The sequence below is a fragment of the Paraglaciecola hydrolytica genome (genome assembly GCF_001565895.1).
Classification (GTDB): Bacteria; Pseudomonadota; Gammaproteobacteria; order Enterobacterales; family Alteromonadaceae; genus Paraglaciecola; species Paraglaciecola hydrolytica.
Genome location: NZ_LSNE01000005.1, coordinates 883,125 through 894,326, shown reverse-complemented (window position 1 = coordinate 894,326; position 11,202 = coordinate 883,125). Strand labels below are relative to the sequence as shown.

The window sequence follows — 11,202 nt, the reverse complement described above, 5'->3', positions numbered from 1 at the left end:
TATGAAAAAGGTCTTGGCATTATTTGCTGCGAGTTTTGCGTTTACATCTGGTCTGCAAGCGGCAGAAATCAATGTGCTGGTGCAGGCAAACTACGTTAATGCCGACCAACAAGCTTCATGGTATGCAGGTGATACCGGCATTTTGGCTTATTCACACAGTGGTGCCAATATCCAACAAGCAGTGTTAGATGTCAGTGATAGTTTTAGTTCTGGCCTGAGTTACGAAGTAGTGGCGAACTATTATCCCTTGGGCGAGCAAAATATAGGTTTATCTCAAGCCCTGCTCAGTTATAAACCCTTGAGTCAAGATACAGTGCGTTGGCGCGCTAGAGCCGGATTGTTTTATCCCGCCATGTCGCTGGAAAACACTGCGCAAGGCTGGTTATCTCCTTATAGTTATACCCAATCGGCAATAAATAGTTGGTTGGGTGAAGAGTTACGTATAGCTGGGCTTGAAATGACCTTATTTAGTCCTGGTAGGGTGCGCAACAGTGCATTTTCATGGGAACTGCATGGTGGGCTTTTTAAAGGCAACGATCCCATGGGCGCAATGTTAACTTGGCGTGGTTTTGCCATGCATGACAGGCAGAGCCTATACAACGAACAAATTCCGATGGCGGCCTATCCTAGTGTCACAGGCGCTTATCGCCTCAACCACCCGGCGTATGTTGAGCCCTTTCACGAATTTGATGGGCGTTTAGGTTTTTATGTCGGAGCTCATCTTGAATACTATAAACAAAGCAGTGTGCGTTACTATTATTACGATAATCAAGCCGATCCCAATCAGCTCAATGCTCAGCGTATATATGGTTGGCGTACACGTTTTCATTCCTTAGCCATGCAACATCAGTTTAGTGCCAATACACGAGCCGTTGCCCAGTGGATGTCAGGTGATACCGTGATGGGCAAACGTTATGTCGCCGCTGATTTTGACGCTTGGTATATATTGTTAAGTCATACATTAGGACCTCATAGGTTAAGTGCGCGTTTTGATAAGTTTGAGGTCACTGAAGATGATGTTTTTCCTTGGGACTGGAACGACAGCCATGGTGAAGCGCTGACACTGGCGTGGCGTTATGATTTTAATGCACAGTGGCAATTTGGATTGGAGCAGCACTTTAATCGTAACTATGCGGCGAGTCGTTTATCGCTCAAACAAGATCCACAAATAGAGCAGCAACAAAGCATGGCAGTGTTGCAATACCGCTGGTCTTATTAGGAGTTGAATAAAAAAACCGACATCGGAGTTATATATAGGTGATTTAACTGTGTATAATGTGTATTAAGGCAGAGAAATCTGCCTTTTATTTGACAAAAAATCTTTTGGGATTATAGTGTACTATATGTTTATAGTGTATAGGGATACGATATTTGTCTTCAGTAAAAGTAAAAGCCACCATTATTGAAGATAACACGGGCATAAAAAGTCAACTGCCAGTGTTGCTTACCGAACAAGGCGAATTGAGTGTTGTAACGGATTACCTTCTTAAAATGGAGGCAAACGGTGTCAGTGCGTCCGTTATGAATCAATTCATTCAAGTCGTTTCTTTGCTTTTAGAATATATGGAGGCGAACAAGGACTTGTTCAACGACCCTAAAATTTTATTCCAAACCTTTGCTAAGCGCCTTTATAGCGGCACTATCGGTGAAGATGGACTCGATCCGTCTGGCTTATATTGGATGCCAAGCTCGACAGAGCATGTTAATAAACACATCCATAGGCTGACAGCTTTTACTGACTGGATTGCTAATAAGCAAGGCACTGAGCCAATGAATCCCTTGAGGGATGCGACTCCGCATGAACAACGCTTAAATTATGCGGCATGGTTTCGTAAAAACCAGCATGATTTTCTTGGGCATATCGAAGACAAGAGCATCAATAAAACTATTCGCAAAGCCAGAACAATGAAGGGGCGCACTCCACTCACCAAGACGGAAGACGATGCGATTGCCTTTCCAGAAAAACACTGGGAGTCATTCTTCAAAGACGGCATTGGTGGTGCTACAGACCCAAGAGTGACGCTGAGGGATAAGCTTATTCTTCTGCTAATGCACGGCGGTGGTCTGCGAGAAAGTGAAGCATTATTAATTTGGGTGACGGACGTGTTTGAAGACCCATACAATCCAGATAATGCTGTGGTTCGGGTATACAACGAAGTTGATGGTAAAGCACCTGATGGCTGGCGCAGTCGAAGTGGAAAGCATACCAGAGCAGACTATCTTAAAGAAGAATATGCCCGTATACCGCGCATCAAAATGCAGGGTACATCGCGGATTGGTTGGAAAAATCGTGTTGTAGACCATCGTGATAATTACATCCAAGTGCAATGGTTCCCCACGGAGTTTGGCAAGGTCTTTATGTTATTGTGGAAGAGTTATCAAAAGTACCGAGCCAGTATTGATTGTCATCACCCGTATGCGTTCATTTCATTCCATCACAGCGCCCTCGGCAACCCATACACGCTTAACGCTTTTCATCAAGGCTATGCGGCAGGATTAAAACGCATTGGGTTAGCACCGAATAAAGCGGAAGGGTTAGACCCTCACGGACATCGACATAACTACGGCAGACGATTAGAGCGTTCAGGGCTTAACCCGTTAGTCATTCGTCGCTGTATGCACCACAAATCATTGGAGTCTCAAGTTCCCTACACAGGCAAAGGGCAACAGGAAATCTCCAATGAACTCAACAAGGCCACGCTACAACTAGCAAATCCTGAGTCCAAAGTGAAACCGCTAGATTGGAAATCATTGGTCGAACATGGCTTTGACGATATTGACCCGCAAGGCTATTTCACAGGCAAACATCCGAAATTACGAGGTAAATAATGGCAACGAAAGGTAGAAAAAATGACGGGCGTGCATCGGACTTAACGTTTAAATGGATGCTCACCACCCTTGGCCCTGAGTGGGAGCAATGGCAGGAACTAGCCGCTGAGTGGATGGCGACACAACATTCAGGAATAAACCACAAGCTTAAGGCGTTGAGCCGTTTCTTTGAGTCCTACCTGTTGGAGTGCGCTCCCTATGCAACTGATATTGGTCTGTTTTTCAAGGGGTACAGCGGTCATATCTGCTCCACTGAAGAGCTAGAAGCTAGTACGAGAAAAACTATTAACGACCCCAACGAAGTATCAAACGGTATCAACTACCCCTGTGACTTCATTGATTACATCATTGAGCATCATTTATCTGAAGAAGATGATAGTGGCAATTTAATGCCACTGGTTCGCAATCCGCTGAGCAAAATCAAGACCCAAGGCTCACACACTGAAACCGTGCGTAACCCACTGCCGTATCGGTACATCCAAGACCAGCGCCAAATCCTATGCCCGTTGCCAGATAAAGCGGAACTGAAGGTGATTGAGCAAAATCTACCGCAAGGTGAGTCGTTACTGCCTAGCTATCACTATCGCCATTTCAAGCATTGGGCGTGGGCGCAAGAGCAGTCAGGGCAAGGTAAAAAAGGTGGAAGTGGAGACTGGTTCGAGGTTGAGTCTGAGCTGATTGACAAAGCCGACCCCGATTGCGTGTGGCGCACTAAAGAAGTGACTAGAAATGGTAAAAAAACCACCCTCCACCAAATCTGGTCACCCGTCAAAGCAATGGTTATATTTATGAAGCTGCATCTGCCACTGCGCACCTATCAGGTGCGTATGTTAGACAGTGGTGAAGCGGATACGTGGCGTTATGAAAGTGGTCATTGGAAGCTTAATGATAAGCATGACTTTGCGCTCGGTAGCGAAAAACGCCCCTTTGGTAAAGGTATCTTTCGCCGCATTCATGACACCATGACAGGGCAATATTCAACAGGTTTGTATGTCAACACCAACAAAACCGCAGACCAGAATAAATCGGAACTAGAGCGCGGCTACATTATTCCTTGGCAAAACGAAGAGGTACTGTATTGGCTGGAAAAGTTGCGTAACTGGCAGGAAAAATACAACCCGATAGAGAGACCGACAGACTGTACTACGTTGCTAGCTAAGCATACTCGCGATAAGAAGTCACAAACCCAGTTAGAAAGCATGGGTGAAATTGCGTTTCTGTTTCGGGAAGCATCAGCGAAAGGGGCTGACCGTTCAAAACCAATTAGCAATACGGCTATGACTCCTTTCTGGTATCAACTCTTGCTAACACTAGAAGAGCAGCTCGCTGAGCAAGGTAATACGCTTGATAACGGCGAACGACTTAAACTGGTTTTGGATTACCCAGAAGGCACTCCAGAAGGCCATAAGGCTGCCACGAACCACCCACTACACAGTTTGCGTGTGTCATTGATAACCGCCTACACGATGGATACCCAATTACCCCTGCCTGTCATATCCAAACTACTGGCAGGCCACTCACGTATCCTAATGACCATCTACTACAACAAAATTACCCCATCCGTGATGGCGGAAAAAATGAGTGAAGCAGAAGGGCACTTAAAAGGTAAATCTCAGCAGTCGGTGCGCAACTTTCTCAAAGATGCCTCACTAGCGCAAATTCAATGCAAGATGGTCTACCACAAAGAAGATAGCATTCAGGCAGCATTGATTAACCGTAACCCCATCGGTTGGGAAGAACGCTCATCTGGCTTATGTTTGGTCGGAGGCAACACAGTCAAATCCGATGAAATCAGTACGCTCGGCGGTTGCTGGAACGGTGGAGAGTTGATTAGAGATTCAAGTGCTTCCGCTAATCGTGTCTATAGCAGCGTACCGCACGGCCCTGAAAACTGCATCCGTTGCCGTTGGTTTATCACCGAAGCACGATACCTGCCAGCGCTTAATGCTCAGTTTAATCAACTCAGCTACAAGGCGTACCAAGCCGCCAATCTATCGGTTGAAATCGAAGGTGAGCTGGAAGCGCTTAAAGACAAGCAGTTCTTCTGTGAAGAGCAAGGTACGCCGTTTACCAAGCATGATGACATGCAGGTATTGCAACGCCGCTATGAAAAGCAACAAGTGGAGGCTGATGAATATGTCAAAGATTGGATAGCCTGCTTTGAGTTAATCGGCAAAATTATTCATGTTGAAGAAGCTAGAGGCAATGGTGATACGAAAGATAAAATGATTGCGGTAGGGGGTGAGCGTGACATTAGCCACGCCTTGAAATTCATTGAAACAGACTCTGAATTGCTGCATCTATCACTGCTGTGTGACGATGCGGAATTCTTTCCAGACTTGCAGGATGAATTGCGCAAGACGCCAGCTATCCAAAAGCGTTCCATGCAGCTTAGTCGTGCGCTTATGAAGAAAGGCTTTGAGCCTATCTTTATGGAAATGGATGAAAAACAACAGCTAATCGCTGGTAATGCCATGCTACGCCAAATGGCAAAGATAGCCGACCCTGACGACAAAATGGAGGGCTACCGTAAAGTGGCTAGTTACATCGAAGCGGGTGAATATTTGACTGACAACAAGCTGTTCAGTGCAGGTGTGAATGCCCTGACAGGTAAAGTATTAAGCTTAGAAAATTTCATCCAACCTGCACTAGTGGAGAAATAGCATGGAGCTGGATATAGATGTCATTCTTGAGGATTTAAAAGACGGTAAAGTACCGAGAACCAAACAAAACTTAGATACGCTCAACACTATCTTAAAAGCGTATGCTGGTTCAGGTCAGAAGGACTTCTCCATTACCCAGATTGGACGCATTTCGGCAGCCGAATCTGGCCCAGGTTATGAAGCACTTAGAGCAACCCGTAACACGCATTACCGCGCCTTGATTGAAGCATGGGCGCAAAAGTGCAAGACCAACACCAAAAAACCATTGGTGGCGCATTCTCGCTCAAAGTCCGTACCCGTTGATAATAAATTGCTAGAGCGTATTCCAGACCCTGCCGTTCGCGCTTTATTTGGGCAAATCATTGCTGAGCGCAACCGCTACCGCAAAGAAGTGAACCTGCTTAAGCAGCATGCCAATATCACCATTGATAAGCGACCTGTCCGTCAGTTTGATGCCAGCGCAGAGCCAAGCATTGAAGTGCTACCTTCTCTTTCTGGTGTGTTTACCGAATCAGAGAAAAAAGCACTGGCTTACGCCATCTCCGATGAGTGTATGGACAAGAACGGCTGGCAAACCACGCAGGCAGGTCAAGTGAAAGATATGGAGTACAACGCTGAAATATTTCCCCGTGGCTTTGTGACTGGCTTGCGAAAGCTATTAGGTGAGGTTGACGACTGATGGCAAGTGGGCAGCAAAAAGCACAGCAAAACCTCGATGCGTTTCTGGCGTGGTCTGCAACCCAAACTGATGATGACTACAGGCAGATTGCGTTTAGAGGTCAGCTAAATCGTATCGAAGTGGCAAAAGCTGTAGGCTTTGGTAAGTCAGCCTTAAATCAAAATCCTGACATACGAAAGCACTTAAAAATGCTGGAAGACAACCTGCGTGACAAAGGCGTGCTGCCGCCACTGACAGACACCGCAAAAAAAGAAGCGGATAAGCCGAAGCAATACGACAATACAGCGAACCGCAAGGCGCTTGATTCAAAGCGTTCATCGTCACTTGAGGCTGAGAATGTCGAGTTAAAAGCCAAAATCAAAGAGCTTGAAGGTAAGCTTAAACGCTTTGGTGAATTGTCAGAAACCTTATCAGAAATGGGGTTCATGCCAAGATGATGGGTGATAATTCAATTGTCCAACAAGCTATCGGACAAAATCCCAAAATATTGAGAAACCCAATTTTGCAACAAGCTGTTGCGAAATTGCATGAAGACCAATTTCGCGTTACCAGTATCCCTTTCAGTTCATCTAACATGGTGATATTCAGCGGCACACCGCTGAAGAAAAACTCTTACAGAGTCAACAGCGGTAAATACTATGTCACGATAAAGATAGATCCTGACGCATTGCCTACACAGCCTGCAATCGGTCAGTATTGGTCAGTCAAAGGGAATCGACAAATTGAAAGCATGGACACGGGTGATTACGTGATGCAGCAGCATACTTACCAGTCACCTGAGCATGTTGAATGTAGTTTGCCAGAAACAGGTGAGCAACTTATCCAATTTATCGCCAAAGAAAGAGATTTTAAAGGTGTTGGTGAAAGTAAAGCGAGAGCACTCTGGGAGCTTCTAGGTAAAAATTTTCATACAACTTTGAGTAATGATACTCCAGAATCAAGGGGGCTACTTAGAAGCGTTCTGAGCGAAGATTCTATCATCGCATTATTTAAGGGGTATGCTAAATACAAGAATTTAGCATACTGCAATTGGATGTCCGAATACAAGATACCTGCCAGTGTTCAGCAGCGTTTGCTGAAGTATCACGCTGAGCAATCCATTGAAGCAATTAAACAGAATCCTTATGTGTTAATTGGTTTCGGTATGAGCTTTACAGAGGTGGATGCTCTTTCTCAAGTGCAACTTGAGGACGCAACAGATGATGACAGACGATTGAGCGCAGCCCTTGAAGTAGCAATACGCAAAGAGATTGAAAAAGGCCATACCTATACAGTACAAGACAATTTACGTCCTCACCTAACTAAGTTACTCAAAGACAAAGAGCTGGTCGCCAAAGCGTTTAAGGCGGGTCATAACAAGGCTCAATACCTTTTAAATCACGAGACAGGCACTTACCATCCAACAGCTCAGTTGCTGATGGAAAATGTCGTCGCGAAACGACTTAAATCGCTCGCTACTCAAAAAAACCTCTATGACGATTATGCAGAATCTGCATATTGCTCAGCGGCAGGTGAGCTGCCTTACAAACTATTAAAGAAACAAGTTGAAGCGATCACAGCATGTTTAGATAACGCCGTCAGTTGCATCACAGGTGGTGCGGGTACAGGCAAAACGACAGTTCTTAGAACGGCATTGCGTGCCTATCATACAATGGGGTTTGAAATACATGCAGTTGCCTTAAGTGGTCGTGCGGCCATGCGCTTACATGAGTCAATTGGTTTTATCACGTCAACGATTGCCAAGTTCCTGAGAGATGATCCTATTGATTCAGATGAACAAAAACACCTGCTTGTTATTGATGAAGCCAGCATGATTGATTTACCAACCATGTATCGCTTGGTAAATCACATTCACCCCTACGTGCGCATTATCTTTGCAGGTGATCCCGATCAGCTTCCGCCAATTGGCTGTGGGAAGGTGTTAGCAGACATCGTTGAGTCGAAGACGATAGTTAATACCACTTTGAACATCGTTAAACGTGCTGAGGCATCGACAGGTATCCCTGAGTATTCACAACTAATCAATCAAGGCAACATCCCAGAATGTCTTACCACAGGCGCAATTCATTTCCACGAAACAGACAAGAAAGAGATACCTCAAGTCTGCTGTAAATTGTATCAGCAATCTCCTGAAAACTGCCGTGTGATGGCACCAACCAAAGCATTGGTTGATGAAATCAACACGCTCACTCAAGAGGCTGTGAATCACAGAGGCAGTAGGCTTGAGTTTGAAATGCATGGTGAGCAATTATTTCTAAATCTGCGCCTTAATGACATCATTTTGTTTACGCAAAATCACTATGATAAAGGCATTCAGAATGGATCGCTTGGTATCCTCACAAGTGTTGTTGCATCTGGAGAAAGTTATGGTGAAGTGACACTCGATACGGGTGATAAAATTGAAGTTACTCAAGCTGTTCTTGATTGTATGAAACTGGGTTACGCCATAACCCTTCATAAAGCTCAAGGGTCGCAATTTCCACGTATAATCATTGCACTGCAAAAGGGTCGTATCGTTGACCGTGCATGGCTTTATACTGCCATCACTAGGGCTGAAAGTGAAATTCATATTGTAGGTAGTGCGTCAGACTTTGCCGAGATAACAAAATCACCCAGCAATTCCAATAGTCGAAGAAGTTATCTGTCACAACTTCTATCGTAGTATTCGCTATGGGGATTATTAAGGGGCGATAGCCTCTTGATGCTAAACCTGCTAAACCTGCGGGACATGAGGACAGTTGACGAGTTGCGACGCGCAGACAATGCCAATGACAGTGACTTTCTCACCTCGCGCCCTGCTAAACCATCTTTTAAATAGGCTATTGAAATCTAGGGTTGGATTTTAACTATTCGAACTGCGTCAATGTGCCATAAGCCATCATCTGCACTGGACTTCACTAAGTAACATATTAAGAAAAGCAGTGAAGAAGTCAAAAATATACAAACACATTACTGCCCACACATTCAGGCACTCTTTTGCCACACAACTTCTCACAAGTGGAACTGATATCCGCACTGTCCAAGAGTTGTTAGGACACACCGACTTGAGAAAACAACTCAAATATACACTCATGTCATTGGACAACATTCTTCAGGAACCACAAGCCCTATAGACAGAATGTTCTAAATGTAAACTAACCGGACTCAACGTCCAGTTTCACCTAATTACTGAAAAAATTGTTTAAATTAAATGACAGAAATCAACTCCGAAAGTGAACTCTATTAAACGACCTTGAATGACTGCTTTAATATAAAGGGGTCGTTCATGATTTTTATATTACTAATATGTACTAACACTTTAATATTGATGTAGGTGAATTATTACGTAATCGATGACGTCAATATTCTTATTGATACTTTCATCGCATTTTGGAAGAAGCCTTCATCAAGATATCTATACCTCCTTTAGGATCAAATTTTAGAACTCTACATATTCTAATATAATCTAGAAGAGTGACGTTTCGCTCACAGCTTTCAATTTTAGAAATATATGAATGGGAGTTTAAACCAAGCTCTATTGCTAGTTGGGTTTGACTTATTCCAGCATTCTTCCTTGCCTCGACTAATGTCGCGACTAGTTTCCTGTAGTGAGGGTCGTAAATTGATTTGAATTTCATAGCCAGGAGAATACAATGGATTTAAAAATGTCCGAAAATCGGACTAAAGGAGGGTTAATGACTGAAAATCTTGAATTGATTGCTGGCGAAGTGCCAGAAGCTCTTGGCGTAATTTTGGTATCAACAAAAGGCTACACTATCACTTATTATGGAGGAGCGTTCCTAATTAACAATTCCGTAGATGTTGCATCTCTTTCATTAGGAGCAATAGCTGAAGTGAACAACAAGATTAATGGCGTGACAATTGTAAACTCAGTAAAACATGGTCGAGAAAACAAAATATTTTAAACCAGTGATTGAAGATTTTTTTGGTTTGTATTTTCATGTACGGCTAGCACTAAATTAAATTTTAATTGCTATTTTGATTGTTTAAATAGCTAACGGAGTGACCTATGTCAGCAGTTTGTGAACCACACGGCTGGGTGATTGTAAAATTTATGCCCGTTGATACGCCTACTTTTTACAAGATTTTTGGCACATGGAGAGGGGGATATCTAGATGGAGACACGTGGCAGATGTCATCTGGCTCGTTTAGTCCCCAGGATGCCGAATTGCACGAGGGTGTGATCACTTGGCCTCAAACATCCGGCAGTATATATAAACTAAGAGTTGAAGACGAAAATTGCACTACGTTTTACACTGGTTGTGTTCTCGATAACATTGTGGAACGCAGTAAAGCGAATGGTATCGATTGCAAACTCATTCGATTTAACGACACTTGATAAGTGTCGTTACCTCAGTTTGTATGCTGATAACCTCATCAAGCATTTTGTATAACATTGGGACTTTTTTAGTCAATTACTGCCTGCTTTAAAGTGCCATCAGCGAATATTTCGAATATGCATTTTATGCATATTGCCTTTATCTTTCAGAGAAAGACTTTCGAGATAAGCTTTGTGACTGATCAAATTAGCAGATGCACTTTTGAGTGAACAGCTCCAACTGGAACAAACCACTTTCTACGGCTAATTTTGCAGAGGTCTTGCAGAATTAGTAATGTGCATTTTTTGCACTTTGCTTTCATCCAAAATGTGCTTATTTGCAGCTAAAATTTTGTCTATAGCAGCTTGAGGTTCTAACAGTTTCACTATCTAGTGTTATTATGACACAATCAGCAGGCCCTAGTCGTATGACTGCTTCACTTGAAGCTTTCCGTCGTCTCAGTGCCATTTGCAGCCGTTGAGTAGAAGTTCTCTGGAAGGCAGCTGTGAACCTAAGCGGACAGTCGAGCGTTAACCCTGACTGAGATTCTGTGTCATTTGCGGATCTTCATTCGACCTTGATTGAGTTGGTGGTAATTGTAGCGTTCCGGACAATCAGCTTCTTATTGGTGAATACACAATTCAGTAGTCATTATCAGTTGTTTTGAATCTCCAGACGAAGAGCACCGTATCTTATGCAATACGGTGCCCAA

Annotated in this window: 8 protein-coding genes and 1 pseudogene; 8 read left to right on the top strand and 1 reads right to left on the bottom strand. The window is 43.8% G+C overall.

Annotated elements, in window-relative coordinates:
• Position 1 precedes the first annotated feature (1 nt).
• From AX660_RS11970 to AX660_RS22830, 7 genes and pseudogenes are all read left to right on the top strand, one after another.
• Complete coding sequence (locus AX660_RS11970; RefSeq protein ID WP_068376861.1) at positions 2-1,219, top strand: hypothetical protein; 1,218 nt, start codon at positions 2-4, stop codon at positions 1,217-1,219.
• A 152-nt stretch (positions 1,220-1,371) separates the two neighbouring features.
• Positions 1,372-2,829: a gamma-mobile-trio recombinase GmtY gene (gene gmtY, locus AX660_RS11965; protein ID WP_068376859.1), complete on the top strand. Its 1,458-nt coding sequence runs from the start codon at positions 1,372-1,374 to the stop codon at positions 2,827-2,829.
• On the top strand, positions 2,829-5,492 hold the full coding sequence (gmtZ, locus tag AX660_RS11960) for a gamma-mobile-trio integrase GmtZ (RefSeq protein ID WP_068376856.1): 2,664 nt from the start codon (positions 2,829-2,831) through the stop codon (positions 5,490-5,492). Before gmtY ends, gmtZ begins: the two co-directional genes overlap by 1 nt.
• Before the next feature lies 1 nt (position 5,493).
• Positions 5,494-6,171, top strand: a complete 678-nt coding sequence (gene gmtX, locus AX660_RS11955) for a gamma-mobile-trio protein GmtX (RefSeq protein WP_068376853.1) — start codon at positions 5,494-5,496, stop codon at positions 6,169-6,171.
• Positions 6,171-6,608, top strand: a complete 438-nt coding sequence (locus AX660_RS11950) for a VPA1267 family protein (RefSeq protein WP_068376849.1) — start codon at positions 6,171-6,173, stop codon at positions 6,606-6,608. The genes gmtX and AX660_RS11950 overlap by 1 nt, the downstream gene beginning before the upstream one ends.
• Complete coding sequence (locus AX660_RS11945; RefSeq protein WP_235594726.1) at positions 6,605-8,833, top strand: AAA family ATPase; 2,229 nt, start codon at positions 6,605-6,607, stop codon at positions 8,831-8,833. Before AX660_RS11950 ends, AX660_RS11945 begins: the two co-directional genes overlap by 4 nt.
• 214 nt (positions 8,834-9,047) lie before the next feature.
• Positions 9,048-9,298: pseudogene (locus AX660_RS22830) on the top strand (tyrosine-type recombinase/integrase); the annotation flags it as partial.
• A gap of 232 nt (positions 9,299-9,530) precedes the next feature.
• Here the strand turns inward: AX660_RS22830 and AX660_RS23710 are convergent.
• Complete coding sequence (locus AX660_RS23710) at positions 9,531-9,788, bottom strand: helix-turn-helix domain-containing protein (protein WP_068376845.1); 258 nt, start codon at positions 9,786-9,788, stop codon at positions 9,531-9,533.
• A 15-nt stretch (positions 9,789-9,803) separates the two neighbouring features.
• On the opposite strand from AX660_RS23710, the gene AX660_RS11935 reads away from it, so the two are divergent.
• Positions 9,804-10,076, top strand: coding sequence for a hypothetical protein (locus AX660_RS11935; protein WP_068376842.1), 273 nt, complete (start codon positions 9,804-9,806; stop codon positions 10,074-10,076).
• Positions 10,077-11,202: the final 1,126 nt, after the last annotated feature.

Bases quoted from the DNA above. Each gene is read 5' to 3' on its own strand.
- AX660_RS11935 (WP_068376842.1), top strand. From the start codon at position 9,804: ATGGATTTAAAAATGTCCGAAAATCGGACTAAAGGAGGGTTAATGACT.
- AX660_RS11945 (WP_235594726.1), top strand. From the start codon at position 6,605: ATGATGGGTGATAATTCAATTGTCCAACAAGCTATCGGACAAAATCCC.
- AX660_RS11970 (WP_068376861.1), top strand. From the start codon at position 2: ATGAAAAAGGTCTTGGCATTATTTGCTGCGAGTTTTGCGTTTACATCT.
- AX660_RS23710 (WP_068376845.1), bottom strand. From the start codon at position 9,788: ATGAAATTCAAATCAATTTACGACCCTCACTACAGGAAACTAGTCGCG.
- AX660_RS11950 (WP_068376849.1), top strand. From the start codon at position 6,171: ATGGCAAGTGGGCAGCAAAAAGCACAGCAAAACCTCGATGCGTTTCTG.
- gmtZ (WP_068376856.1), top strand. From the start codon at position 2,829: ATGGCAACGAAAGGTAGAAAAAATGACGGGCGTGCATCGGACTTAACG.
- gmtX (WP_068376853.1), top strand. From the start codon at position 5,494: ATGGAGCTGGATATAGATGTCATTCTTGAGGATTTAAAAGACGGTAAA.